The organism is Nigerium massiliense (assembly GCF_000826085.1).
Taxonomy (GTDB): Bacteria; Actinomycetota; Actinomycetes; order Propionibacteriales; family Propionibacteriaceae; genus Propioniciclava; species Propioniciclava massiliense.
In genome coordinates this window covers 520,042-545,239 of sequence record NZ_CCYM01000002.1, presented here as the reverse complement: position 1 = coordinate 545,239, position 25,198 = coordinate 520,042, and the positions used below count along the sequence as shown (strand labels likewise).

Genomic DNA, 25,198 nt, shown 5'->3' with positions numbered 1-25,198 from the left:
GGTCAGGGCTGGGCGCCGGTGGTGGACGCGGACGTGGCCCGTTGCTCGCGCGGACGTCCGCGGTCGGGGCCGAGCGACTGGCCGGTGGCCGCCCGGACGCCGCGCGTCGTCACGGCGCGTTGCAGCAGGGCGAGCAGGCCGTCCGCGACCAGGGCGAGCGCCATCACGAGCAGCGAGCCGGCGAGCATCAGGGCGTAGTTGCGGATGGGCAGCCCGTCGAGGATGTAGCGGCCGAAGCCGCCCAGGCCGAGGTAGGCCGACACGGTCGCCGTGGCGATCACCTGCAGGGTGGCCGAGCGCAGGCCGCCGACGATCATGGGCGCGGCGAGCGGGAGCTCCACCTGGCCGACGATCTGCCCCTCGGAGAAGCCGGTGGAGCGGGCGCCGTCGACGACCGTCTCGTCGATGGCTTCGACGCCGGCGTAGGTGTTGGCCAGCAGCGGCGGGATCGCCAGGATGGCCAGCACGATCGTGGACGGGATGATCGACAACCGCAGACCGAAGCCCATCGATACGGCCAGGAACGTGAGCAAGCCGAGCGACGGCATCGCGCGCAGCGCCCCCGAGACCCCGACGGCGAGTTCGCGGCCGCGTCCGGTGTGCCCGACGTAGAGGCCGAGCGGGATCGCGATGAGGGCGGCCAGCACCAGGGCCAGGCCCGAGTACAGCAGGTGTTCGAGAAGACGGGCGCCGATGCCGGTGGGACCGGCCCAGTTGGCCGGGTCGGCGATGAACTCCAGGGCGGCGAGGAAGAATCTCATCGGCGTGCCCTCCGGGTGTCGGTGGCGCGCAGCCACGGCATGAACAGGCGTCCGCCCAGCTGGATCGCGACATCGAAGATCACGGCCAGCAGCACGGTGCCGATGATGCCGACGCCGATCTCCAGCAGGAAGCTTCGGGTGTAGCCGTCGGTGAAGAAGTAGCCCAGCGACGGCACCCCGACGAGCGCACCCACCGACACCAGCGACAGCGTGGACGCCGACACCACCCGCAGGCCCGCCAACAGCGGCGGCCCGGCCAACGGGAGGTCGACCCGCCAGAACCGCTGACCCATCGAGTGCCCGAGCGCCGTCGCCGAGTCGCGCACCTCGGCGCTCACCGAGTCGAACGCCTCGGTCGCCGTGCGCACCATGAGCGCCAGGCCGTACAGGCTCAGCGCGACGACCACGTTGAGGGGGTCGAGGATCTTGGTGGCGATGATGATGGGCAGCAGGACGAACAGCGGCAGCGACGGCAGCGCGTACAAGATTCCCGACCCGGTCAGCAGCAGTTGGCGGGCCACCCGGTTGCGGTGCGCCACCCAGCCGAGCGGGATCGACAGCAGCAGGCTGATCACGATGGGCGGGATCGCCATCGCCAGGTGGTTGAGCGTCAGCCTCAGCACCTGGTCGAGGTTGCTGCTCAGCCAGTTCATCGGCGCCTCCGGCGGCTCGGGAGGTCGATGCCGACGAAGGTGCGGACGAAGTCGTCGGCCGGGTGGTCGAGGATCTCGTCGGGGGTGCCCTGCTGGGCGATCTCGGCCCCTTCGCGCAACACCAGCACCTGGTCGCCGAGCAGGAACGCCTCGTCCACGTCGTGGGTGACGAACAGGATGGTCTTGGCGAGGTGGGCCTGGATCTCGAGCAGCCACGACTGCAGGTCGCGCCGCACCAGGGGGTCGACCGCGCCGAACGGCTCGTCCATCAGCAGGATGTTCGGGTCGGCCGCCAGCGCCCGTGCGACGCCGACGCGCTGTCGCTGCCCGCCGGACAGCTGGCTGGGGTAGCGGTCGGCCGTGGACGTGGACATGCCCACCAGCTGCAGGAGCTCGTCCGCCTTCTGCCGGGCGGTCTTCTTGTCGACGCCCTCCAGCAGCGGCACCGTCGCGATGTTGTCTGCGATCGTGCGATGGGGCAGCAGACCGGCGTTCTGCATGACGTAGCCGATGCGTCGGCGCAGCGGCACCGGGTCGAGGTCGGCCACGTTGTCGTCGTCGATCCACACCGAGCCCGACGTCGGGTCGACCATGCGGTTGACCATGCGCATGAGGGTTGTCTTACCGCAGCCGGAGGAGCCGAGCAGTACGGCGACCTCGTGGCTGGGCACGACGAGCGAGAAGTCGTCGACAGCGGTGGTGCCGTCCGGGAACTGCTTGTGGACGTGGTCGAACCGGATCATCCATGCTCCTGTCACTGACGCTTCGCGACATTGAAGCACGCCCCACTGACAATCGGTTCACCCCCGCGACGGATTCTCTCGACATCTGGGCTTGTCGCCTCACCCGGTGCCGGGCCAGACTCGGAGCGAACCCGGCCGCGACCCTGAAGGCGGAAACCCGATGGACCCCTGGCTGTCTCAGCTGTTCGCGGCTCTCCTGGCCATCCTCACCACCGTCGCGTTGGCGGTCGTCGCCCGGCGCGTGCTGGGCGTCCCCGTGGGCTGGATCCGCTCGTTGGCCGTCGGCGCGGCCGTCATGCTGGGCGCCGACTGGCTGATGATCGCGGTGGCCCGGTCGGGTGGCCTGATCGGTCGCGAGCTGAACTCCACCGAGCAGGGCATCGTCGTCCTGCTGTTCGGGCTCGTCATCGTGTGGACGTTCACCCTCGGCCTGATCGCGCTCGTGGCCTTGGAGATGCTGATCCCTACCGGCTCGCTGCCGCCCCTCCGGACCTGGGTGACCGGGTGGGGCGCCCGCCGGCGCCGGTTCGCGCGCCGGCTCGAGCTCACGGGCATCGCGCTGCGGCACGGCCTGGGCCGGTTCCTGCGTCCGGGCGCGCGTCTCGGGCACAGCGACGGGCGGCAGACCGCTCGGGCGATGCGCCGGGCGCTGGAGGACGCCGGCGTCACCTTCGTCAAGCTCGGACAGAACCTCGCCACGCGTCAGGATCTGCTGCCGGCAGCCTTCATCGACGAGCTTTCCCAGTTGCACTCGGACGTGGAGCCGGTTCCCTGGGACGAGGTCGAGCCGGTGCTGGCCGGGGAGCTGGGCCGACCGTCCGGCGAGGTGTTCGCCTCCGTCGATCGCGAGCCGCTTGCCTCGGCGTCCGTCGGCCAGGTGCACCGGGCCACCCTGCCGGATGGGTCGCGGGTGGTCGTGAAGATCCAGCGGGCGCAGGCGCGCGCGCAGATCATCGCCGACCTCGACTTGCTGACCCGGCTCGGCCGGTGGCTCACCCGCAACACGTCGTGGGCCAAGGCGATCGGCGTCGAGACCCTGGTGCGTGGCTTCGCGGCGTCCCTGCGCGAGGAACTCGACTATCGGGTCGAGCTCGGCAACACCGCGGACATGGCCGCAGGGCTCGCGCCCACGGGAACGGTCACCGTGCCGCGTACCTACCCGGACCTGTCCGGGCAGCGGGTGCTCGTGATGGAGGAGATCGACGGGGTGCCGCTGGCCCGGGCGGCCGCCGAGCTCGGCCGGCTCAGCGCGGAGGAGCGCAGCGGGCTGGCCGCGGGCGTCCTCGCGGAGGTGCTGCGGGAACTGTTGGTCACCGGCGTCTTCCACGCCGACCTCCACCCGGGCAACCTGATGCTGCGTCCGGACGCGACGGTGGCCATGCTCGACTTCGGCTCCGTGGGACGCCTCGACGATGTCTCTCGCACGGCGTTGGCGTTCCTGCTGGCGGCGGTGAACGCCGAGGACACCCTCGCCGTGACCGACGCGGTGGTGGAGTTGCTGGGGCGTCCGGACGACCTCGACCAGCACGCCCTCGAGCAGGAGATCGGCGTGCTGCTGGTCCGCTACCGCGGCGTCTCGGGCCGAGGCGACTCGGCAGGCATGTTCAGCGAGCTGATGGCGCTCGTGCTCCGGCACTCCTTCTCGATCCCGCCGATGCTGGCGGGCGCGTTCCGCACCCTCGCGGCGCTGGAGGGGTCGCTGCTGCTCCTCGACCCGTCCTTCGACCTGGTGGACGGCGCCCGGGAGTCGGCGGCGGGCATCGTCGCCGAGCGCGCGAACCCGGACGCGGTGAAGCAGGCCGTGCAGCGGCAGCTGGCGGCGACGCTTCCGATGCTGCAGCGGCTGCCGCGCCGGCTGAACCAGGTGCTCGAGCAGGTCGAGTCGGGGCGCTTCACCGTCACCGTGCGCTCCTTCGCCGACCCGGCCGATCGCGCCTTCGTCCGCGGTCTCGTCGACCAGGCGGCGCTCACGGTGCTGGCGTCCGCGGCGGTGCTGGGCGCGATCTGGCTGATCGTCAGCGAGGGGCCCCAGCTGATGCCGGGGGTCGCGCTGTACGACGTGCTCGGCTCCGTGCTGCTGTTCTTCGGCATGGTGCTCGCGCTGCGGGTGCTCGTGCGCGTCCTGCGCGGGGAGCCCGACTAGGCGCCGGACCGTCGGTCCCTCCGGCGGACCCCGCCGGACCGGGGCGCGTCAGACGTCCGGGGTGAGGTCGCGGCGCACCGGAAAGCTCGGCAGACGCCAGTGCCGGCGTCGCAGCAGGAACAGGACGGCCACCACGAAGGCGAGGCCGGTCGCCAGGGACCCCACCAGCAGCGTCGCTCGGGCGCCGAACACCTCTCCGATCCAGCCGATGAGCGGGGCGCCGACGGGGGTGCCGCCCATGAAGATCGCCATGTACAGCGCCATCACCCGGCCACGCATCGCGGGCGTCGTCGACAGCTGTACCGAAGCGTTCGCCGACGTCATCACGGTCAGCGAGCACAGCCCGACGGGCACCAGCGCGGCGAGGTAGACGTAGTAGTGGGGGGTCAGCGCCGCGATCGTCAGGAACAGCGCGAAGCCGCCGAGCGCGCCGACCAGCACCAGGTTCCGCGGGCGCTGGCGCCGCGCCGCCATCAGCGCGGCCACCAGGGTGCCGATGCCCATGACCGTGCCCATCATCCCGTACTCCTCGGAGCCCACCCCGAACACCGTCGTCGCCATCAGCGCGTTCGTGACCTGGAAGTTGAGGCCGAAGGTGCCCAGCATGAAGACGATGAACAGCGTCAACACGATGTCGGGCCGCTTGGCGACGTAGCGCAGGCCGGCCCGCACCGACCCGCGTCCCTTCGTCCGCGGCGCGGGGTGGAGTTCCTCGGGGCGCATCAGCAGCAGCGCGATGAGGGTGGCGACGTAGCTGACCGCGTTGATCAACAGCGCGGGACCGATGCCCCACGCCGCGATGGCGAAGCCGGCGACGCCCGGGCCGATGAGCCGGGACGCGTTGAAGGTCGTGCTGTTCAGCCCGACGGCGTTCGTGAGGTAGGCGTCCGGCACCATCTCGGAGGAGAACGCCTGCCGCGCCGGGTTGTCGAACGACGACACGACGCCGCTGAGGAAGGCCAGCGCCATCACGTGCCACAGCTGCACGGCGCCGGTGAACACCAGCAGCGCCTGGACGCCCCAGGTGAGCGCGGCCGCGGACTGGGTCACCATCAGCAGCTCGCGCTTGGGGAACCGGTCGGCGACGGCCCCGGCGTAGGGCGAGAGCAGCGCGATGGGCAGGAACTGCAGGGCGGTGATCGTGCCCAGCATGATCGACGAGTTGTTGGTGAGCACCGTCAGCACCAACCAGTCCTGGGCGACGCGCGCCATCCACAGCCCGATGTTCGACAGCAACATGCCGAAGAAGTAGAGACGGTAGTTGCGGACCGTGAGGGAAACGAACATGCCGCGCCGCGGCGCCGTGCTCATATCCTCATCACCCGGCCGAGCGTACCTTGCGCGCCGGGCCGCCCGGACGTTCGCCCTCGTCAGGGCGCCCAGCCCGGACGGCCGTCCGCTCGCCGGGGAGAAGCCGACGGCATCCGGAACCCGTTGGCAGGACGGCCGAGCCGTGCCTAGGCTGGCGCCATGACCCAGACCCCAGCGGCTGAGAACGACGACGCCTTGCCCGGTGGCGCCGTCGAGGACAAGACCTACGAGCGCGAGTCCGTCAGCGAGGTGCAGCCCGACCCGGACGACCTGCCGGTCGACCCCGCGGACGCCGAGGGCGACGCGCCGGTGGAGGATCCCGACGACCGCGAGGTCGTCCTGGAGGACGAAGGCTACGGCGCCTGACGCCAGCGCCCTCCGTCAGGCGCGGCCGATTGAGCGGTGGTAGCGGAAGTCGCGCCACGCGATGAACAGCGACACCATCAGCACCAGGGCGATCACGACGAAGCCGGCCGCGAAGCCGGTGGTCCAGTCCGTCATGGCGAGCACCGCGAAGAAGACGCCGGTGATCATCGCGTTGCCGATGGCGGTGCCGATGCGCTCGGCGGTCTGCTTCACGCCGCCGGCGGTACCGCCCGCGGCGGGCGGGATGTCCTGCAGGCTCAGCGTCTGGTTGGCCGAGCCGATGACGCCCATGCCGAAGCCGTGCGGCAGCAGGGCCAGCGCGAGCCACCAGAAGCTGATGCCGGAGTGGGCGACGAGCTCGGCGACGCCGATGACGACGCAGCACCCGATGATGATCGAGAGCAAGCCCGCGATCACGAGCGCGCGGCCCTTCGACATCACGCGGCCCCCGGCCCACACGGAGAAGAAGGCGGACACGATCGCGTTCGGCAGGCCGATGAGGCCCGCCTCAAGGGCGCTGGTGTGCAGGCCCGACTGCAGGAACAGCGCCACCAGCACGAACGTCGTCGCCGACCCGGTGAACATCACCCCCGAGACCATCGTCCCGTAGCTGAACGACTTGTAGCCGAACAACGTGAGGTCGACCATCGGCTCCTTGCCGCGGGCCGCGTAGCCCTTCTCCCAGCGGTACCACGCCCACAGGGTCAGCGCGCCGGCGCCGAGCAGCAGCCACGTCCACGGGTTGTCGTGGGCCATGAAGGGCAGCATCACGCAGAGCACGCTGATCGCGAGCAACAGGGTGCCGACCGGGTCGAGGTCGACGTGCATCGGGGTACCGGCGGGGACGTCGCCCGCCTTGGTTGCCCACAGCGAGCGCTCCCGGGCGAAGGGGAACCAGGCCAGCGCCAGGATGATCCCGAGGATGCCGAGCGGCAGGTTGAAGTAGAACGCCCCGCGCCAGCCGAGCTGCGGTCCCAGCGACTCGATGATGATGCCGGCGACGATCGGGCCGACCGCCACGGACGCGCTGATCACCAGGCCGAACAGTGCGAAGGCTCGGGCGCGTCCGGCGCCGGAGAAGTACTGCTGGATCATGCCGGTGACCTGCGGGCTGAACATGCCCGCGCCGACGCCCTGCACGATGCGGGCGATGTTCAGCATGAGCGGCGTGGAGGCGAGGCCACAGACGAACGACGCGACGACGAAGAGCGTCAGCCCGGCGATGAACAGCGCCCCGCGACCCAGCACGTCCCCGGCGCGGCCGGAGGGCACCAGCGAGATCCCGAAGGCCAGCGCGTACCCGGACAACACCCACTGCACGTCGCTGGCGGACGCCCCGAGGCCGGTCTCGATCGTCGGCAGCGCGACGTTGACGCTGGAGACCGCCATCAGCGACATCGCGAGCGGAAGAAGCAGCACGAAGAGGATCTTCAGGCGATTGAATTCGCGTGAACTGCCCTCGATACGAATGATGTTGCGATCGGTCACCCGTCATTGTTACCCGACGAAGGCGGTCTGGAGCACCGGTGCCCCGCTGTTGCGGGCACAAACGTGTCACCGGACGCCGCGTCGGCGGCGCCGATCAGAGAGGCTCGGGGCCCGGGAGGCGGCCGTCCTCGACCGCGCGGATGTAGAGGTCGGTGCGCGTGTCGGCGGGGCGTCCCACCTCGGTGTACTTCTTGCGGGCGCGCAGCAGGTACTCGCGCGCGGTCTGCTCGCCGACGCCCATGCGACGGGCCACCGACTTCAGCGGCAGACCGGTGGCGTAGAGGCGCAGCGCGTCCGACTCGCGCGGGGTGAGGTTCGGGATGCGCGCCTGGTCGTCGTCGAGGGCCGCGGCCCAGTCGGGGGTGAGGTACGGCTCCCCGGCCTGGACGCAGCGGATCGCGCTGACCAGGTACTCCAGATCGTCGTTCTTCGCGACGATGCCGGACGCCCCGGCGCGGAAGCAGGACGACACGAGCGTCCGGCGGGTCTCCTGGGTGTACAGCAGGACCTCGCAGCCGATGTCGCACAGGATGCGGACGTTGTCGGCCGGGACGCTGTCGTCGGCCAGGTGGACGTCGAGCAGCGCGATCTGCGGTTCCGGGTCGAGGGAGACGGCCTCCTCGGCGGTGGCGCAGGAGGTGATGGACGCCTGGGGGAAGAACTCGCGCAAGCTGGCGGCGACTCCCCGCAAGATCGCGGGATGGTCGTCGACGATCACAAGACGGAGTTCCTCCATAACTTCATCATCGCACCGATTCGCACGATTTCGCGACACTTTGTCCCAGCTCGGGGGGACGGAGATGCCGTCGTTCGCTGGCCGCGAAATCCGTGCTTCCGCAAGCACTGTTATCGGTCCCCTGTGCGGTGAAGGGGAAGGCCGCTCAGCCCTTCGCGGGGTCGGCGAGCACCTCGGCGAGGTCGTACTCGGGGGCGCGCTCGATCTGCGCGAGGGTGCACGATCGCGGGTCGCGATCGGGACGCCAGCGCAGGAACCGGGCGGCGTGCCGCAGCCGGTTCCCCTCGAGCTGATCGAACTGCACCTCGATGACGAGCTCCGGCTGCAGCGGCACGAACGAGGTGTCCTTCGATCCGGAGAACCGCGAGCGGTCGGTCGCCGCCTTGACCACCTCGCCGTCGTCGTCCCGGACGACCAGCGGCTCGAGCTCGTCGACCAACTGCTGCCGGTACGCGTTGGTGAAGGCGGACGCCCCGCCGACGGGGAGCAGGTTCCCGTCGGCGTCATAGAGGCCGAGCAGGATCGACCCCACGCCGCTGCCGGACTTGTGCACCCGGTAGCCATACGGAACCAGTTCGGCGGTGCGCGAGTGCTTGATCTTCAGCATCGTCCGTTTGCCGGGGGAGTAAGGATCGGCCAGCGGCTTCGCGACGACGCCGTCGAGGCCCGCGCCCTCGAACTCGGAGAACCAGCGCTCGGCGAGCTCGGGATCGTCCGTGGTGCGGGTCAGGTGGACCGGCTCGGACGGCGTCAGGTGCGCGCAGACCTCGACCAGCCGGGCGCGCCGCTCGGCGAACGGGCGGTCGACCAGGGCGTCCTGGGCGACGGTGAGCAGGTCGAACGCGATGAACTCCGCCGGGGTCTCTTCAGCGAGCTTGGCGACGCGGCTGGCGGCCGGATGGATGCGCTGGCTGAGCGCCTCCCAGTGCAGCCGCTGGCGTCCGGGCTCGCCCTGGCGGACGACGAGTTCGCCGTCCACGGCCACCTTCTCGGGGAGCAACTCCTTGACGAAGTCGACGACCTCGGGGAAGTACCGCGTCAGCGGCTTTCCGCCGCGGCTGGACAGCTCGACCTCGTCGCCGTCGCGCAGGATGATGCAGCGGAAGCCGTCCCACTTGGGTTCGTACGACAGCCCGCCGGGCACCGAGTCGGGCGCCGGGATCTTCGTGACCGCCTTGGCCAGCATGGGGTCGATCGGCAGCGGGATCGCGAGTTCCATGTCGCAGACCTTACGGGGCGGCCGGCGACGCGTCGCGCGACACAGCTGGGACGGGCTACGGCGTCAGCCCCGGCCGAGCGGCAGCTCCCGCTCGAGGACGGCCGTCCATGGCGCCAGGTCCCAGCCCTGGGCGGCGACCCAGCCGTCGTCGAAGTAGGTCGCCGCGTAGCGATCGCCGGAGTCGCACAGCAGGGTCACCAGGGAGCCGCGCTCACCCCGCGCCCGCATCCCGGCGACGAGCTTGGCGACCGCGACCACGTTGGTCCCGGTGGAGCCGCCGACGCGGCGTCCGAGGCGCGCGGAGACGTAGCGGGCCGCGGCGATGGACGCCTCGTCGGGCACCTGGACCATCCGGTCGACGATCGTCGGGACGAAGCTCTTCTCGACGCGGGGGCGTCCGATGCCCTCGATCCGCGAGCTCTGGTGGCAGCGGGCGTCCTGGTCGCCGGCGACCCAGCCGGGGAAGAACGCCGAGCGGTCGACGTCGGCCACGCACAGCCCGGTCGGCAGCCGCCGGTAGCGCAGGTAGCGCCCGATGGTCGCGCTGGTGCCGCCGGTGCCGGCGCTCACGACGATCCAGCGGGGGACGGGGTGCGGCTCCTCGGCGAGCTGCTCGAAGATCGACACCGCGATGTTGTTGTGGCCGCGCCAGTCGGTGGCGCGCTCGGCGTGGGTGAACTGGTCGAGGAACAGGCCGCCGCACTCGGCGGCCAGCCGGTGCGCCTCGGCGTCCATCTGCTCGGCCGTCTCGACGGTATGGCAGCGCCCGCCCTCCGCCTCGATGAGGGCGATCTTGGACGCGCTGGTGCCGCGCGGCACGACGGCGACGAACGGGACGTCGAGCATGCGCGCCACGTGCGCCTCGCTGACCGCGGTGGAGCCCGACGACGACTCGATGACCGTCGTGCCCGGGCGCAGCCAGCCGTTGACGAGCGCGTACATGAACAGCGAGCGGGCGAGCCTGTGCTTGAGGCTGCCCGTGACGTGGGTGCTCTCGTCCTTCAGATAGAGGTCGATGCCCCACTCGGCGGGTAACTCGAGCCGCAGCAGGTGGGTGTCGGCGCTGCGGCGGTCGTCCGCATCGAGCCGGCGGACGCGTTCGGCGACCCATGCGCGCAATCCCGGATCGCTGCGGTCCACGTCGGCCAGCGCGGACAGATCAGGCTCCATGTCACCCGACACTATGGCGCCGCGCGGCGCGGGGCCAAGGCGGGGGGACGCGCCCCGCTCGGCGAGCGGGTGGGGGCACCGGCGCCCTACGGCGTCTCTTTGCGCCGGTGGCGACCCTGCTGCTGGCGGGTCTTGGCCGGACCGGCGCCGCCGTCCTCGCGTGGCGGCGGCGGCACCCTGTCGGGCTCGTCGCGCTCGTCGCGGGCCGCCCACGCGAGCAGCGTTTCCAGGCCGAACGCCTCGTCGTCGATGGCCGCGTGCAGGTCGCCCAGCTCGGCGAAGCGGGCCGGCACCGTCGCGAGGGTGAAGTCGCGCGGGTCGACGGCGTCGATCTCGTCGAAGGTGATCGGCGTCGACACGGTGCCCTCGGCGACCCCGCGCACCGAGTAGGCGGAGGCGATCGTGTGGTCGCGGGCGTTCTGGTTGTAGTCGAGGAAGACGTGCGCGGGGTCGCGGTCCTTGCGCCACCACGTCGTCGTGACGTCGCCGGGCAGTCGGCGCTCCACCTCTCGGGCGAACGCCAACGCAGCGCGGCGGACATCCTCGAACGTCCAGTCGGGCCTGATCCGCACGTAGATGTGCAGTCCGTTGCCGCCGGACGTCTTCGGATAGCCGGTCATGCCCAGCTCGCCCAGCACCTCCTGGGCGCCGTGGGCGGCCCGGCGGACGCGGTCGAAGCCTGCCTTGGGACCCGGGTCGAGGTCGATGCGCCACTCGTCGGGCCGGTCGACGTCGCCGCGCCGGACGTTCCACGGGTGGAACTCGACCGTTGTCATCTGCACCGCCCATATCACCTGAGCCAGCTCGGTGACGCACAGCTCGTCGGCGGTCAGCCCGTAGCGCGGGAAGGACAGCTCGACCGTCTCGACCCAGTCGGGCGCGCCCGACGGCAGCCGCTTCTGGTGCACCTTGGGCCCCGCGAGGCCCTTCGGGAACCGGTGCAGCATCGTGGGCCGCTCGCGCAGCGCGCGGACGATCCCGTCGCCGACGGCGAGGTAGTACCGGGCGAGGTCGAGCTTCGTCCACCCTCGCTCGGGGAAGTAGACGCGGTCGGGCGAGGAGAGCCGCACCGTGCGGGTGCCGACCTCGAGCTCGACGGCGTTGTCCGTGGCCATGCCTCAACCTAGCGCGGGTCAGCCGCGGGCGACGGTCCAGTTCCCGTCGGACCGGATCGACAGGACGGCCGGGGTCAGCTCCAGGGTCGAGGTGGCGACCTGTGTGCTGCCGATGATGTTGGCGACGAGGTCGCGGTCGCGCCCGAGGCAGGCCCAGATGATGAAGTTGCCCCGACCGGTGTGGGTGGCGCGAATCGGTGCGGTGCCACCGGTGTAGACGCGGACGCTGTTGCCGGTGCCCGTCGCCGGCACGCTGATCCGGGGCGCCCGCGAGACGGGGCTGAGGGTGAGCCGCCACGGACCGCTCGCGCGCAGGCGCAGCGCTCGGGCCTCCCCTGGGCGCCGCATGCCCAGCAGGAACTCGCCGTCCAGCGCACCGTAAGCCGTCACCACGGGCTCGAGGCGCGCGCCCGTCCCGTCCAGGGAGTCAACGCTCACCGCGCCCCGGCCCGTGCTGGTGAGGGTGAGGACGCCGCTGGGGGCGTCCTCGGGGAGCCGGATGATCGCGTCGCCGCTGCCCGCGGCCTGCAGCGGGGCGAAGGTGCCGTACAACTGGTCGAGCTGGCCGGTGACCTGGTCGGGCGGCGCCGCCGCCGGCTGCGTGGGCCGCGGCACCGGCGTCGGCGTCACCGTGATGCCGGGCTCGGGGGTCTGCGTGGGGTAGGTCCGCGGGGTGGTGCTGGGATACGTCCGCGGGGTGACGGTGCGGCTCCGCGTCGGGGACGGCCCCGGGCCCGGCCCGTCGGTGAACGGCTGGAGCAGCGCGGACCCCGGGCCGAGCAGGAAGGTCAGCAGCAGCGCCAGCACGCCGGCAACCCATGGCCACGTGCTGCGCGGGCGCTCGCCGGCCATGGTCGCTCCTCACGTCGGGGTCAGGGGGAGGGGTCGTGGGCAGGGTACCGGGTGCGGGGCTGATCCCCGTCACGCCAACGGATACGATCGGGCGCGTGAGTAGCTTCCGCATCATGCCGGCCGGACCCGACCAACCGTGGTTCCGCCTCGGACGGCTCGAGGTGGGCACGGTCATGCTGGTCGTCCTGGCGACCGTCGCGTCCTGGATCGCCTGGGTCGTCGCGCCCGGCGCCCCCGGAGCGTTGTACTTCACTCCCGAGCTGGTGCTGAACGGCGAGATCTGGCGGCTGGTGACCTGGCCGCTGGCCTCCAGCCTGTCGCTGTGGGGCGTGCTCAACCTGTTCTTCTTCTGGTACTTCGGCAGCGACCTCGAGGGGATGATCGGCCGCGGCCGGATGGGGTGGCTCCTGGGCGGCATCGCCGCGAGCCTGCTGGCGGCGGCGCTGATCGTGGGGTCGCTGTTGCGGGTGCCGACCGCCCTGGCCGGCATCGACGGCATCGAGTTCATCGTGCTGCTGCTGTGGATCGCCGAGTATCCGACGAGACGCTTCCTGTTCAACATCCCTGCGTGGGCGTTCGGCGCGGTGCTGCTGGCGCTCCAGGTGCTGCCCATGCTGGCCGCGCGCGCGTGGGGCCAACTGCTGTCCCTGCTGATCGGGCTGGTGCTGGTGGCCCTGGTCGCCAAGGCCTGCGGGCTGCTCGGCGACTACGCGTGGATCCCCGGCGGCGCGCGCCGACGGCGTCCGCGCCCGGCCCGGCAACCCGCCGCGCCGAGGGTCAGCCGCAGCGAGCAGCGCGTCCAGAACCGCCGGACGTCCGACCGGGAGCGGCTCGACGAGCTGCTCGACCGCATCAACGACAACGGCATCGGCAGCCTCACCGACCGGGAGCGTCAGGAACTCATGAAGCTCCGCGACCGCCTGCGAGGCGGCCGCTGAACCGGCCGGGGCCGGGGCGCCGGACCACGCCGCGTCTCGGTCAGCTCTCCAGCAGACGCTTGCGCAGCCGCAGCGTGTCCTCGTGCGCCCAGCCGATCTCGACCAGGGCCGGCTCGACGCCGCCCTTCTCGCGGTTGAGGTAATCGAGGACGCCCTGCATGGCTTCGGGGCGGGCGGCGAGCGCGGACTGCGACAGCTCGCGGTCGCGCTCGGACGCGTACGTCTCCGTGCTCCACATCCGCTGCACCACGGCGGTGATGCGCTCGGTGGTGCGCGCGTAGTCGGCCACGATGTCGGCGTCCGAGACGCCCAGCAGGCTCAGCACCAAAGCGATGGTGAAGCCCGTCCGGTCCTTGCCCGCGGCGCACTGCACGAGCGCGGCGCCTTCGGCGTCGGTGATGGCCTCCAGCGCCTCGACGACCGAGTCGGGACGGTCGCGCAGGAACGACAGGTAGGACGCCGTCACAGGGTCCTCGTGCCGGACGCTCGCCTCGTAGTCGACCCAAGGCAAGGCTCGGTCGAGGATGTCCTCGTCGTCGTCCTCGTCCTCCCGGAAGTACGAGCAGTGATGGTAGGTGATGCCCGGGAGGTCTTCCGCGGGCGACGGGGCGCTCTCGATCTCGAAGTCGGTGCGCAGGTCGATCACGTCGGTGAGGCCCCACTCGCGCAGTTGGTCGAACTGCGCGGGGCCGAGGTCTTGCAGGTTGTCCGAACGCCACAGGGTGTTGCGGCGGATGCGCCGGCGGGAGCGGGTGGGGGTGCCACCCAGGTCGCGCAGGTTGTTCAGTCCCTCGAGCTCGAGCCACATGGCCCCCAGCGTAGGCCGACCGCAGGGCGGTGGCGAACCCTGCGCGGAGGGGCGGATTGGACGGTGCCGAGGAAGCGACTAGGGTCGCCCAGGTATGTCTGATCCTCTCCTGCGGCCGGTCCTTCGGGCGGCCTCCGCGTGACGTCGTCCGCGTTTGAACACCTCTCCCCGGCCTTCCCCCAGCGGGCGGCGTGGGGCACCGCCTCGCGCCTGCGCGCCTGGCAGGTGGAGGCGTTCGAGCAGTACCTCGACCGCGCCCCCGAGGACTACCTCTGCGTCGCGACGCCGGGCGCCGGAAAGACGACGTTCGCGCTGCGGATCGCGCATGAACTGTTGACCCGTCGCGTCGTGCGGAAGGTGATCGTCGTCACCCCGACCGAGCACCTGAAGGTGCAGTGGGCGGACGCCGCGGCGCGCGTCGGCGTCCACATCGACCCGGGGCTGGGTGGCTCCAAGCGGGGACGCTCCCGCGAGTACGACGGCATCGCCGTCACCTACGCCGGCGTCGCCGCGCGGCCGTTCCACTATGAGGCGATGACCGCGAACTTTCCGACGCTGGTGATCTTCGATGAGATCCACCACGCCGGCGATTCGCTGAGCTGGGGCGCGGCCGTGCGGGACTCGTTCGCCTACGCCACCCGCCGCCTGGCCCTGACGGGTACCCCCTTCCGCTCGGACGAGAACCCTATCCCGTTCGTCAGCTACGAGCCCGGCCCCGGCGGCACGCTGGTCTCGAAGGCCGACTACACCTACGGCTACGCGGACGCGCTGCGGGACGCCGTCGTCCGGCCGGTGCTGTTCATGAACTACGGCGGCCCGATGCGGTGGCGGACGAAGGCCGGCGAGGTCGTCGACGCCAACCTCGGCGAGGCGCTCACCAAGGACGTCACGGCGCAGGCCTGGCGCACCGCGCTCGACCCCAAGGGCGAGTGGATCAGCGCCGTGTTGCGGGCCGCGGACACCCGGCTCTCCGAGGTGCGCCGGCACATCCCGGACGCCGGCGGGCTCGTCATCGCGTCCAACCAGACCGCCGCGCGGGCCTACGCCCGGGTGCTGGCCGACATCACCGGGCAGAAGCCGACGGTCGTCCTCAGCGACGACGACGGCGCCAGCAAGCGCATCGACGACTACGCGGCGTCCGAGGACCGGTGGATGGTGGCGGTGCGCATGGTGTCCGAGGGCGTGGACGTTCCCCGGCTGGCGGTCGGCGTGTACGCGACCGCGACGTCCACCCCGCTGTTCTTCGCCCAGGCTGTCGGGCGCTTTGTGCGCACGCGACGCCGCGGCGAGGTGGCGACCGTGTTCCTGCCGACGGTGCCGATCATCCTGGCGCACGCGGCGACGCTCGAGCGGCAGCGCGACCACGTCCTCGGCAAGAAGAAGTCGGCCGACGACGAGACGGACATCTGGGCCGAAACCGAGGCGCTGATCCAGAAGGCCAACGAGGGGCAGTCGGCCTCGGACGACCTGCTCGGGCAGTACGAGGCGCTGGAGTCGAGCGCCACGTTCGATCACGTGATGTACGACAGCGAGCAGTTCGGCATGCACGCGCAGCCGACCAGCGCGGACGAGCAGGAGTACCTCGGGCTGCCGGGACTTCTCGACCCCGAGCAGGTGTCGTCGCTGCTGCGGGACCGGCAGCGCCGTCAGGTGGACCGGCACGCCAAGCAGGAGCGGCGCGAGCGCGTCCCCGAGCAGGTGTCGCTGCACCGCGCCCTGGAGACCAAGCGCAAGGAGCTCAATTCGCTGGTCTCGCAGTACGCCCGCAGCAACGGGATGCCGCACAGCCACGTGCACGCCGAGCTGCGCCGCCAGTGCGGTGGTCCGTCGCTCGCCCAGGCCAGCACCGACCAGGTGGACGCCCGCGTGCGGATGATCCGGCGCTGGCTGGGTCGCTAGCTGAGGGTCCCAGACCGATGCCGGACGTCATCGAGCGCTGGTTCGCCTGAGCCGCCTTCGCTGAGTTCGCAGGGGGCGAGGCACGCCAGGGGGACCGTGCTCAGCCCTCCGCGGGCTCGCCGACGTCCGCGCCGTCCAGGGCGGGGCCAGCAGCGACGTCCTTGTCGGGCGCCTCGAAGACGAACGTGTTCAGGAACTGTTGGGCGCGCGCCGACTCGGGAGCGGTGAAGAACCGCTCCGGCTCGGCGACCTCGACGACGCGGCCGGCGTCCATGAAGACGACGCGGTCGGCGATCGCCCGGGCGAACGACATCTCGTGGGTGACGATCAGCATGGTCATGCCCTCGCTCGCCAGCTCCAGGACGACGTCGAGCACCTCGCGCACCATCTCGGGGTCGAGGGAGGCCGTGATCTCGTCGAGCAGCAATACCTCGGGCTGCATCATCAGCGCGCGCACGATCGCGATGCGCTGCTTCTGCCCGCCGGACAGCTGCCGCGGCAGGGCGTCCGCGCGGTCGGCCAGCCCGACCCTCTCCAGCAGGGCCGCGGCTCGCGTGCGTGCGTCCGCGGCGTCCGCGTGCTGCACGACGGACGGCCCGAGCAGCAGGTTCTTCATCACGGTCAGGTGCCCGAACAGCTCGTAGCTTTGGAACACCATTCCGATGCGCTGGCGGACCTTCTGCCACTTCGTCTTCGGGTCGCTGATGACGTCGCCGTCGAAGGTGATCGTCCCGCCCTGGATCGGCTCCAGCCCGTTCACGCAGCGCAGCAACGTGGACTTGCCGCAACCGGACGGCCCGACGATCGCGATGACCTCCGAGCGGGCAACGTCCAGGCTCACCCCCCGCAGGGCGTGGACGCCGGTGGGGTACGTCTTGTCGACGTCCCGCAACTGCAGGACGGCCTTGTCGTCGGTCATGAGAGGGCCCACTTTCGCTCCAGGCGGCGCGAGAACGCCGAAATGACGAAGCACACGATGAAGTAGATGAAGAAGACCGCGCCGTAGATCCACAGGGCGGCGCCCGGGTATTCGAAGCGGTTGGCGTCGATGATCTGTTGGGCGACTTTGAGGATCTCGACGACGCCGATCAGCGCCACCAGCGAGGTGGTCTTGATCATGCGGGTGGTCAGGTTGACCGTCAGCGGCACCAGCCTGCGGACGGCCTGGGGCAGCACCACGTGGCGCTGCAGCTCGAGCTCGGTCATGCCGAGCGCGCGCGCCGAGTCGTACTGGTGGGCTGGGATCGAGCTGATCGACCCGCGCACCAGGTCGCCCATCTCGGCGGTGCCCCACAGCGTGAAGACGACCACCGCGGCGACCTCGCCGGACAGGTTGATGCCGGCCACCTTCGTCAGGTCGAAGTAGACCAGGAACAGCAGCACCAGCGGCGGCATGATGCGGATGAACTCGAGATAGACCCGGCTGAGCGCGCGGCCCACGCGGGAACGTCCGTTCATCACCAGGCCGAGCCCGGTGCCCAGGACGATCGAGAACAGCATCGACAGCAGCGCGATGCGCACCGACACCCACAGCCCCAGCATCAGCCGCGAGAAGTTCCGCCCCTCGAAGAGCAGCTCAATCCCCGAAGTTGGCATAGCGGACCCTCCTTTCCAGGTAGCGCGCGCCCAGCGAGATCGGCAGCAGGATGAGCAGGTAGAAGCTGACCAGCAGCACCAGCGCCTCGGACGTGTTGTAGGTGTTGCCGATCTGCTCCTTGGCGACGTAGACGAGGTCGGGCAGCGCGATGACGCTCATCACGGACGTCTCCTTGAGCAGGAAGATGACGTTGGCCGTCAGCGCCGGCATCGCCAGCGCCAGCGACTGGGGCAGCATCACGTGGCCGAGCGCCTGCCCGCGGGTCATGCCCAGGCTCAGCGCCGACTGGAACTGGATCGAGTCGATGGCCTCCAGGCTGGAGCGGAACGCCTCGGCCATGTAGCTGCCGCCGAGGAACGTCAACCCGACGATCGCGCAGAGCTCGGACGACATGACGACGCCGGTCTTCGGCAGCCCGAAGTACAAGAAGAACAGCTGGACGAGCAGCGGGGTGTTGCGCGACAACTCGACGTAGGCCGCCACGAGCTGCCGCAGCAGCGGGATGCGGAAGAACTGGATCGCCGCGCACACCAGCCCGACGAGCAGCGACAAGACGATGCCCACCGCGCCGATGCGGACGGTGAGCAGCGCGGCCTCGCCGTAGAGCGGGATCGACTCCCGGATGAATCCGAAATCCATGCAGAACCTTCTCCGGACGCGGTGGACGTCCCGGCCGCGCGGGGCCGGGACGTCCGAGGGGTCAGGCCTTGCCGCCCTCGACGACCAGCTCGTCGGGGGAGACCTCGGTGCCGTAGACCGGCTTGAGGGTCTTGTCGTAGGCCTTGTGGAAGAACTGCTCCTTGCCGAGCGTGACGAGCTCCTCGTTCAGCCAGTCGCGGAGGGGGGCGTTGCCCTTCTGGACGGCCGCGGCGATGGTGTCGGCGGAGCCGAAGCTCGAGATCGACGTGACGAACTTGTCGTTCTGCTTGGTGTAGGCCAGCGCCTCGGTGTTGTCGGTGACCCAGACGTCGCCGCGTCCGTCGGCCAGCGCGTTGGTGGCCTCGGTGTACTGCTCGAACTTCGTCACCTGGAAGTCGGGGTGCTTGGTGGTCAGGTACGTGTCGGCGGTGGTGCCCTTCACGACGATGATCTTCTTGCCGGCCATCGCGTCCTCGGACGTGACGGGGGCGTCCTTCGGGCTGACCGCGCCGAGGGAGACCTTCATGTACGGGTTGGCGAAGTCGACCTTCTGGGCGCGCTCGGGCGTCACGGTGAAGTTCGCCAGGATGACGTCCACCTTGCCGCTCTCGAGGAACTCCACGCGGGACGCCGCCTCGACGGGTACGTACTGCACCGTGACGCCGAGGTCCTGGCCGATGCGGTTGCCGTACTCGATGTCGTAGCCGGCGTAGTTGCCGGACGAGTCGACGTAGCCGAACGGGGCCTTGTCGGAGAAGACGCCCAGCCGGATGGTGCCGGCCTGCTTGATCTGGTCGGGCGTGCGCGCGCCGACGATGTCGGTGGGGGCGTTGCTGGCGGTGGCGGCCGGGTCCGGGCCGGGGGACGCGCAGCCCGCGAGGGCGAGCACGAACGAGAGGACGAGGGCGAGGACCGCCCAGGCGCCGCGGCCGGGTGCCGCGGGACGACGTGATGACACTGGTGACTCCATTTCCGGGGGTGCGAGGGGTTGGGTCGCGGGAATGCGACGACGAAACGCGAGGAGGCGACGGGGCGTCGATTGGCGCTCACGCACGATCACGGAGAAACGGGGCGGGCAGCAGCCGCGCCGGGGCGTCGCCTGATCAGCGACAACAACACAGGCAGCGACCGGCGTCCATCGACGCGGGAACGATCAGCTGCCTAGCGAACATGGTCTAGACGTTACCATCCCGTGACGAGGGCGCCGAGGGCGTCCATCAGCAGGACGCGGTGATGCGTCCGGGATGAGCTGGCGGGCGTCCGGCATGCGCGGTCGGGCGTCCGACACGAGCGGTCGGGCGTCCGCTTCGGCAGCCCGAGTCTGTGTCCGTCGACCTGGCGGTTTCGGGCCATGGCCCCCGTGGTTCGCAGTGCCGTCCAGATCGAAGGGGCGAACACCCCGCCCTCCGCCCGTCCGCCACGGCGGCCCGGGTCAGGCTGCGGGGGCGGGGCGTGCAGACGACAGGTCGGCGGGGGTCGGGTCCCCGGCGCCGCGCCGGGACAGGTGGACGCCGGCGAGCATGCAGCGCACCGACCCACCGGACAGCTCGATCGTCGGCACCGGGAGGGGGAGCAGCTCGGCGCTGCGCTCCATCGCGGCGCGTTGGTCGTCGGTGAACGCCGCGGCCGCCCGCGTGGACAGCGCCAGGTAGCGACGGTCGGTGCCGGACACCTCGAGAGCGTTGCCGGCGAACTCGTTGACCTGGTCCCAAGAGATGTCGATGATGTCGCGCCCGGAGTCGCGCAGCCGGGCGATGATCTCGTCGCGGCGGTGGGCGTCCGACATCACCTCGGTGCAGACGATCGCGAACTCCGTGGCGATGCTCATGATCACGTTGGTGTGGTAGATCGGCTTGCCGGCCGGGTCGACGTTGGCGAACACCATCGGTTCGTAGCCGAAGCTGGTGCAGAACCGTTCGAGGATCAGCGGGTCGGCGCGGTTGGACGCCCCCACGTACGCCACCCGCTCGAGGTGATCGAGCACCATCGCGCCCGTGCCCTCGAGGAACAGCCGATCGTTCTCGAGCCCGGAGTAGTCGATGACCTCCTGGACGCGGTACTCGCGCTTGAGCAGCTCGATGATGTCCGCGCGGCGCTCGCCCCGGCGGCTCGGTGCGGCCATCGGGTAGATCGCGACGCGCCCCCCGTGGTGGGTGGAGACCCAGTTGTTCGGGAACACAGAGTCGGGCGTGTCGCGTCCCAGGTCATCGAAGACGTGGACGCGGACGCCGGCCTCCATCAACCGCCGGACCGCCCCGTCGAACTCCGCCAGCGCGCGGGCTGCGAGGGTGTCCGCGGTGACCTCCGGGCGGGGCAGTTGGAACACGTTGTCGGCCGCCGTCTCGGGGTTGGGAGTGAAGTAGTGCGGTCGCACCATGACGACCGCGTTCGGTGCTTGATGATTGAGCTTCATGTCGCATTCCCCCTGCATCATTCGTCGCGATTCACCGCTACGGCACGATGTTCTCAGGCGATGGGGCGAGGCGCCACCGGGTGGTTGCCCGTGCAGCGATGGGGCGCAGGGGTGATCGCAGGGACGGGAGAGCTCAGTGACGATGAGTCCCCAGCGTGCCGACGCGCCGCCCAGGTTCGCGCGGAACGGTCGCGAAGGGCGATGAGCGAACCTCGAGCGTTCCGCAACCCTGGCTCGTTGATCGTGCTGTCCCGGGCTCGCCCGGTTCGCGCCGGGAGGGAACGAGCGAGAAGCATAACGGGATTATCCTGCCAATCGCTGGTCGGCCCGAAGCTGATCGCTCCTATCACCCCTTGTCACGGCCATTTGGTCTTGGAGGGGTGAAATCTAGTGGCAGGATAATCCCGTTATGCTTCGCTGCCAACGCGCGGACAGTCGCGTCGGCAACCCCCGCCCCTCCGTCGGGCGCGCGGGTTGGGGGCGATCGCGCTGCCGACGCGAAGATTGGGTTTGCGGTCACGCTGCCCCCGCGCAGAGTGACTCGCCCGCACGCTGCCATCCGCAGATGGGCCTTGCGGGCACGCTGCCATCCGCGCAGATGGGCCTTGCGGGCACGCTGCCATCCGCGCAGATGGGCCTTGCGGGCACGCTGCCATCCGCGCAGATGGGCCTTGCGGGCACGCTGCCATCCGCGCAGATCGGCCCTGCGGGCACGCTGCCTTCCCGCATCGCGGGGCGGCGCCGCGACCTCATCGAGCGCGACAAGGTGATGTGGTGCGAGAATCCGGCGTGGGCGTGCTTTCGCTTCGGCGTGTGGCCGCCTGTCCCCTGGACACCGTCACGACTGTCTCCCGGATCCCGTCAAGCAAGGAAAGCCATGTTCATCTTCTCGGACACGCCGGTGAAGTTCGTCGGCCTGCTCCTGCTGTTCGCGTTCACCGCCGCCTGGTCGGCGTATGAGTCGACCCGTCCCCAGACCGGGAGGCAGCGCATCTCGAACGTGCTTCACCTGCTGATGTCGGTGGTGATGCTGGCGATGATCGCGCCGGTGACGTGGGTTCCGCTGGCGGGCGTCGTGGGTATGCCCGCCCTGATCGGGTTGTTCGTGGCCGGGACGGTGTGGTTCCTCGTGCTCGCCCTTCAGGCGTTCGCCGGCCGCAGTGGGCGGGCGGGTCGCCACTTCGCCGGACACGCCGCGATGTTCGGCGCGATGGTCTGGCACCTGGGCGGGATGGCGGCGATGCACGCCGCCCGCGGTCACGGCATGGGCGGCTCGATGGGCCATGGTTCGATGGCGGGCGGTCTCGGCACCCCGATGATCACCGCGATCGTCGGCGTGCCCTTCATGGTCTACCTGCTGTGGGCGGCGATCGCCGACCTGCGGACGGCGCTGCGCCCGGCGTCCGCGTTCGCTGTGTCGAACGACCCCGAGACCCCTCCCGCGCCGCGGACGTCCTCGCCCGGGGGCCTGCTGCTGGAGGAACGGGTGGTGGCGGCGCCGCAGGCCGCAGCGGAACCCGACGGCCTGCTCAACGAGCACGTCGCCGGTGAGAACGGCTGCGCCCCGGCGCCCGGCAGCGTGACCCGGGCCCGGCTGGCGCGACTGGCCGGCTTCGCGATGAGCTTCGGCATGTTCTGGATGAGCACCGGGTTGCTGACCCCGCTGCTCCCGTTCATGGGGCTGCTGTCGTTCTGACGCCGTTGTCGGCGTCAGGCGTCGAGTCCGGCGTTGTTCACCAGCGCGCGGAAGGCGTTGGCGGCCTCGCGCCAGCGGCTCGGCGACGACGGACCGCCGCGCCCGCCCAGCCCCAGGTGTGGCTCGATGGACGCCGTGCCGTCGAAGCCGTCCGCCTTCAGCGCGGCGATGAGTTCGGGCAACTGGCCGTCGCCCTGGCCGGCGGGGACGACGCGTCCGGTGTGCGCGTCGGCGTCCTTCACGTGCAGGGCGGCGACCCACGGCCGCAGCAGCGGGTAGGCGTCCGTCGCGGGACGGTGGCCGCACTGGACGAAGTTCGCCGGATCGAAGATCAACCGGAAACGCTCCGACGAGATGTCGCTCGCGATCGCCGCGCAGCGCTCGGGCGACGAACCGACGGTGCCCTTCTCGTTCTCCAGCAAGAGGACGACGTCGGCGCCCTCGCTGAGCGTCGTCAACTCCCCGAGCCGGTCGGTGACCAGCGGGGCGTACCGATCCTCGGTTCCCTCCGGAACACGGAACGAGAACGCGCGGATGTTGCGGCAGCCGACCTTGTGGGCCACATCGCAGGCGCGCTGGAAGTCGTCGAGCATGGCGCGCGGGGTCAGCCCGGGCTCCTGCTTGCCCAGCCCCGTCGCCACGCACGAGACTCCGAGCCCGGCGGCGGCGACGAGCGAGGCGGCCCGCTCGACCGTCCGGTCGTCCCAGCGCAGCACCGGACGCCCCAGGGCGAGCCGGAGCTCGATCGCGTCCAGGTCGGCGGCCTGGGCCAGCCTGACCTGACCGCGAAGGGTGGGGGCAGCCTCGTCGACGAATCCGCTGAGTCGCCAGCGCACCGAACTCAGAGGTTCTCGATGCGGGAGCAGACGCTCTGCACGGTCTCGGCCGGGACGAACCCGCTGGCCATGTGGATGGCCGAAGACGCCTTCATGCCCTTCACCATCGCGGCGGCGGGGTTTTTGGTGATGCCGGGGGCGTACTCGTCGACGATCGCCACCACCTTGGGGTCGGCGAGCAACTCGCCGAGGGTGACCTTGTCGAGGTCGTACTTGCTCATGGGTAGTTCTCCTTGTTGGGGTGTCCAGGGTAGTCGCGCGGCAGTGAGGATGCGACGGCTCCCCGTGTGGTTCAGCGGTACAGGGTCACGAGACCCGGGTCGGCACTGAGCAGCCCCGCGGTGGTTGGGAAGACCGCGGCGAGACCGTCCACCTGCCAGAGGCGATGTCCGCTCGCAAGGTCGAAGGCCGCGGCGCCGGGCTTGCCGCCGACGTCCTGCCCACCTGGGCCGGGGCTGGCGATGACGCGCGTCCCGTTGCAGGTGAGTGCCGAATCGGACATTGTAGTCGACTCCTGCCAGCGACGCACGCCGGTGGCGAAGTCGAGGGCGGTGATGTGCCCGTCCATCCCCTCCAGCACCGTGTCGCCGCACACGACCCCCGGCAGCGACACATCGGTCGACGTCCACAGCACGGTGCCGCGCTGGTCGACCCGAGAGACGCCCTGCTCGCCGAGGACGAAGAGCGGCCGGTCGGCGGGGGCGGCGTCGCCGGTCAGGTCGATCAGCGTCCCGGGCAGGACGCCCTGGGGACGTCCGTCGCGCGACAGCAACTCGGTGGTCTGCTCGGGGGTGAGACGGGCGATCAGCCCGTTGCCGGCGAACCCGTAGGCGCCCGGCTTGTCGGTGACAGGGACGCCGTCGCTCACCCGGACGACCTGCCCGCGGGCGTCGTCGGCGCCGGCGGCGCCTTGGGCGGTGACCACCGCGCGGTCGCCGTCGACGTGGAGCCGTGGACCCTCCGGGGTGCCGAGGTAGTCCCCGCCCGGGGCGATCTCGCGCGTCCAGCCCTGGACGCCCGTCCACGAGTACTGCCGCAGCGCGATCGGGCTGGCCTTCGCAGAGTCGTAGTCGAGGACGAGCAGGCCGTCCGGGGTGCCGGCCAGGTCGGCCACGGTGCCGGCGACCTCGAAGGTGCCGGTGGGGTGCCCGTCGCGCAGGTCGAAGAGGTGGACGGTGGTGTCCGCGAGGCACGCGACGATTCCGGCGTGGCCGAGGACGCACCGCGCGTCGTAGAGCTGCGGCGAGCGCCAGGCGACCGTGCCGTCGGCGGTGTTGAGCGCGGTCAGGCGGCCGTCGCCGGCGAGGGTATCCAGCAGCAGCCGGTCTTTGCGCGCGGGATCGTCGCGGCCCGGGTCGAGCACCGCCTGGGGGACGACGCCCTCGCCGATCTCGGCGGTCCAGGCGGCCTTCGGGGCCGCGGGCAGGTCGGGCAACGCGGGCTGCGACCCCGGGGCCGGGCGGTCCCACGGCTTGACGACGATCAGCGCGGCGACGAGGGCCAGCGCCACGAGCAGCACAGCGAGGACGAGGGCGATCAGCTTCGGCGACGGGCGGCGACGACGCCGACGCGGCGGACGCCCGGACGCCGCCGGCGGGGGAGCGATGGGCGGCACGGCGGCCGATGGCCCGGCGGCTCCGGGCGGGTTCGTGCCTCGCGCGAACCCGGGGCGCGGGCCGTCGCCGTGCGCGTTGCCCAAGCCCTCCGATTCGGGCTCCTTCGGACGCGCGCCAGCGGGGTTCGCCATCGTTCACCCCTTCCTCGTCCTGTGCAGCGTTGCCCCATCATGCCCGTCCCGGCCGACATTGCTCGAAC

At 71.0% G+C, this 25,198-nt stretch carries 23 protein-coding genes and 1 pseudogene; 5 read left to right on the top strand and 19 right to left on the bottom strand.

Annotation, left to right across the window (positions count from 1 at the left end):
* Nucleotides 1-2 precede the first annotated feature (2 nt).
* The 3 genes and pseudogenes from BN1187_RS03955 to BN1187_RS03945 form a co-directional block, all read right to left on the bottom strand.
* Nucleotides 3-761 carry an ABC transporter permease gene (locus BN1187_RS03955; RefSeq protein WP_040158925.1) on the bottom strand — a complete coding sequence of 253 codons (759 nt, stop codon included), beginning with the start codon at nt 759-761 and terminating at the stop codon, nt 3-5.
* Entirely contained in the window at nt 758-1,414 is a 657-nt protein-coding gene (locus BN1187_RS03950; RefSeq protein ID WP_040158922.1) for an ABC transporter permease, read from the bottom strand. Before BN1187_RS03950 ends, BN1187_RS03955 begins: the two co-directional genes overlap by 4 nt.
* A gap of 23 nt (nt 1,415-1,437) precedes the next feature.
* Nucleotides 1,438-2,157: pseudogene (locus tag BN1187_RS03945) on the bottom strand (ABC transporter ATP-binding protein); the annotation flags it as partial.
* A 160-nt stretch (nt 2,158-2,317) separates the two neighbouring features.
* Between BN1187_RS03945 and BN1187_RS03940 the strand changes: the two are divergent.
* On the top strand, nt 2,318-4,300 hold the full coding sequence (locus tag BN1187_RS03940) for an ABC1 kinase family protein (protein WP_052462256.1): 1,983 nt from the start codon (nt 2,318-2,320) through the stop codon (nt 4,298-4,300).
* Between the two features lie 48 nt (nt 4,301-4,348).
* On the opposite strand, the gene BN1187_RS03935 is transcribed toward BN1187_RS03940, so the two are convergent.
* Nucleotides 4,349-5,611 carry an MFS transporter gene (locus BN1187_RS03935; RefSeq protein WP_040158920.1) on the bottom strand — a complete coding sequence of 421 codons (1,263 nt, stop codon included), beginning with the start codon at nt 5,609-5,611 and terminating at the stop codon, nt 4,349-4,351.
* A gap of 159 nt (nt 5,612-5,770) precedes the next feature.
* Here BN1187_RS03935 and BN1187_RS03930 point away from each other — a divergent pair, with 159 nt between their 5' ends.
* Entirely contained in the window at nt 5,771-5,977 is a 207-nt protein-coding gene (locus BN1187_RS03930) for a hypothetical protein (RefSeq protein WP_040158917.1), read from the top strand.
* Nucleotides 5,978-5,992: 15 nt separating this feature from the next.
* Here BN1187_RS03930 and BN1187_RS03925 read toward each other — a convergent pair whose 3' ends face one another.
* From BN1187_RS03925 to BN1187_RS03900, 6 genes are all read right to left on the bottom strand, one after another.
* The gene (locus BN1187_RS03925) at nt 5,993-7,465 is read right to left on the bottom strand and encodes an MFS transporter (protein WP_235750584.1); all 1,473 of its coding nucleotides are present in this window, start codon (nt 7,463-7,465) and stop codon (nt 5,993-5,995) included.
* A gap of 94 nt (nt 7,466-7,559) precedes the next feature.
* A complete protein-coding gene (locus BN1187_RS03920) occupies nt 7,560-8,201 on the bottom strand; it encodes a sigma factor-like helix-turn-helix DNA-binding protein (RefSeq protein ID WP_040158915.1) in 642 nt (213 codons plus the stop codon).
* Nucleotides 8,202-8,346: 145 nt separating this feature from the next.
* Nucleotides 8,347-9,420, bottom strand: a complete 1,074-nt coding sequence (locus BN1187_RS03915) for an ATP-dependent DNA ligase (RefSeq protein WP_040158912.1) — start codon at nt 9,418-9,420, stop codon at nt 8,347-8,349.
* Nucleotides 9,421-9,483: 63 nt separating this feature from the next.
* The gene (locus BN1187_RS03910; RefSeq protein ID WP_040158908.1) at nt 9,484-10,590 is read right to left on the bottom strand and encodes a PLP-dependent cysteine synthase family protein; all 1,107 of its coding nucleotides are present in this window, start codon (nt 10,588-10,590) and stop codon (nt 9,484-9,486) included.
* 86 nt (nt 10,591-10,676) lie between these two features.
* Nucleotides 10,677-11,705: a non-homologous end-joining DNA ligase gene (ligD, locus tag BN1187_RS03905; RefSeq protein ID WP_052462255.1), complete on the bottom strand. Its 1,029-nt coding sequence runs from the start codon at nt 11,703-11,705 to the stop codon at nt 10,677-10,679.
* Between the two features lie 18 nt (nt 11,706-11,723).
* Complete coding sequence (locus BN1187_RS03900) at nt 11,724-12,557, bottom strand: hypothetical protein (protein ID WP_040158905.1); 834 nt, start codon at nt 12,555-12,557, stop codon at nt 11,724-11,726.
* Nucleotides 12,558-12,652: 95 nt separating this feature from the next.
* Between BN1187_RS03900 and BN1187_RS03895 the strand changes: the two genes are divergently transcribed.
* On the top strand, nt 12,653-13,495 hold the full coding sequence (locus BN1187_RS03895) for a rhomboid family intramembrane serine protease (protein WP_147675065.1): 843 nt from the start codon (nt 12,653-12,655) through the stop codon (nt 13,493-13,495).
* Between the two features lie 40 nt (nt 13,496-13,535).
* Here the strand turns inward: BN1187_RS03895 and BN1187_RS03890 are convergent, their stop codons facing one another.
* Entirely contained in the window at nt 13,536-14,303 is a 768-nt protein-coding gene (locus tag BN1187_RS03890) for a tyrosine-protein phosphatase (RefSeq protein ID WP_040158899.1), read from the bottom strand.
* Between the two features lie 138 nt (nt 14,304-14,441).
* Between BN1187_RS03890 and BN1187_RS03885 the strand changes: the two genes are divergently transcribed.
* Nucleotides 14,442-16,202, top strand: coding sequence for a DEAD/DEAH box helicase (locus BN1187_RS03885; protein WP_040158896.1), 1,761 nt, complete (start codon nt 14,442-14,444; stop codon nt 16,200-16,202).
* Nucleotides 16,203-16,302: 100 nt separating this feature from the next.
* On the opposite strand, the gene BN1187_RS03880 is transcribed toward BN1187_RS03885, so the two are convergent.
* The 5 genes from BN1187_RS03880 to ctlX all read right to left on the bottom strand — a co-directional run bounded on the left by BN1187_RS03880 (nt 16,303) and on the right by ctlX (nt 20,851).
* Nucleotides 16,303-17,121, bottom strand: coding sequence for an amino acid ABC transporter ATP-binding protein (locus BN1187_RS03880; RefSeq protein ID WP_052462254.1), 819 nt, complete (start codon nt 17,119-17,121; stop codon nt 16,303-16,305).
* The gene (locus tag BN1187_RS03875) at nt 17,118-17,798 is read right to left on the bottom strand and encodes an amino acid ABC transporter permease (protein ID WP_040158894.1); all 681 of its coding nucleotides are present in this window, start codon (nt 17,796-17,798) and stop codon (nt 17,118-17,120) included. Before BN1187_RS03875 ends, BN1187_RS03880 begins: the two co-directional genes overlap by 4 nt.
* On the bottom strand, nt 17,779-18,438 hold the full coding sequence (locus BN1187_RS03870) for an amino acid ABC transporter permease (protein WP_040158890.1): 660 nt from the start codon (nt 18,436-18,438) through the stop codon (nt 17,779-17,781). The genes BN1187_RS03875 and BN1187_RS03870 overlap by 20 nt, the downstream gene beginning before the upstream one ends.
* Nucleotides 18,439-18,499: 61 nt before the next feature.
* Nucleotides 18,500-19,396: a transporter substrate-binding domain-containing protein gene (locus BN1187_RS03865; RefSeq protein ID WP_235750583.1), complete on the bottom strand. Its 897-nt coding sequence runs from the start codon at nt 19,394-19,396 to the stop codon at nt 18,500-18,502.
* Between the two features lie 474 nt (nt 19,397-19,870).
* Nucleotides 19,871-20,851 (bottom strand): citrulline utilization hydrolase CtlX, encoded by a 981-nt coding sequence (gene ctlX, locus BN1187_RS03860; RefSeq protein WP_052462418.1) that lies wholly within the window; start codon nt 20,849-20,851, stop codon nt 19,871-19,873.
* A 409-nt stretch (nt 20,852-21,260) separates the two neighbouring features.
* Here ctlX and BN1187_RS15085 point away from each other — a divergent pair, with 409 nt between their 5' ends.
* On the top strand, nt 21,261-22,547 hold the full coding sequence (locus tag BN1187_RS15085; RefSeq protein ID WP_082034479.1) for a DUF5134 domain-containing protein: 1,287 nt from the start codon (nt 21,261-21,263) through the stop codon (nt 22,545-22,547).
* Between the two features lie 14 nt (nt 22,548-22,561).
* Here the strand turns inward: BN1187_RS15085 and BN1187_RS03850 are convergent, their stop codons facing one another.
* The 3 genes from BN1187_RS03850 to BN1187_RS03840 all read right to left on the bottom strand — a co-directional run bounded on the left by BN1187_RS03850 (nt 22,562) and on the right by BN1187_RS03840 (nt 25,130).
* Nucleotides 22,562-23,383, bottom strand: coding sequence for a sugar phosphate isomerase/epimerase family protein (locus BN1187_RS03850; RefSeq protein WP_040158882.1), 822 nt, complete (start codon nt 23,381-23,383; stop codon nt 22,562-22,564).
* 5 nt (nt 23,384-23,388) lie between these two features.
* On the bottom strand, nt 23,389-23,604 hold the full coding sequence (locus BN1187_RS14210; protein WP_040158879.1) for a hypothetical protein: 216 nt from the start codon (nt 23,602-23,604) through the stop codon (nt 23,389-23,391).
* 71 nt (nt 23,605-23,675) lie between these two features.
* A complete protein-coding gene (locus BN1187_RS03840; RefSeq protein ID WP_040158877.1) occupies nt 23,676-25,130 on the bottom strand; it encodes an outer membrane protein assembly factor BamB family protein in 1,455 nt (484 codons plus the stop codon).
* Between the last annotated feature and the right edge of the window lie 68 nt (nt 25,131-25,198).